Source organism: Aquabacterium sp. UBA2148, from assembly GCF_002328915.1.
GTDB classification, from domain to species: Bacteria; Pseudomonadota; Gammaproteobacteria; order Burkholderiales; family Burkholderiaceae_C; genus Aquabacterium; species Aquabacterium parvum.
Genome location: NZ_DCXA01000021.1, coordinates 2,491 through 2,966, shown reverse-complemented (window position 1 = coordinate 2,966; position 476 = coordinate 2,491). Strand labels below are relative to the sequence as shown.

1 pseudogene is annotated in these 476 nt (G+C 67.4%); it reads left to right on the top strand.

Features of this window, described 5'->3' with window-relative positions:
• A pseudogene (locus B2W70_RS01275) lies at window positions 1–476 on the top strand (ferritin-like domain-containing protein); the annotation flags it as partial.

Below are 476 nucleotides of genomic sequence, written 5' to 3'. Positions count from 1 at the left end.
GACCTGCTGCCCACCGAGGCCGAGCTGCACGAGGTGCGCTTCGACTTCGACCCGGCGCCGGCGCTGGAGACCCTGATGCTGCACTTTTGCGGCGAGATCCGGCTGCACCACTGGTACCGCCGCGCGGCCGAGTGGCACACGGAGCCGGTGATCAAGGCGATTTATGAAACCCTGGCGCGCGACGAGGCCCGCCATGGCGGCGCTTACCTGCGCTACATGAAGCGCGCTTTGAACCGCTTTGGCGACGAGGCGCGTGCGGCGTTCGCGAAGGTGGGCGTGCTGATGGCCAGCGCGCGGCGCACGGCGCAGGCGCTGCACCCGACGAACCTGCACGTCAACGAGAAGCTGTTTCCGCGGGACACGATCCAGTCTCGGCTGCCGAACCCGGAGTGGCTGGAGCACTGGCTGGATCGGCAGATCCAGTTCGACGCGGTGTGGGAGGGGAAGGTGGTTGAACGCATCTTGCACAACCTGGG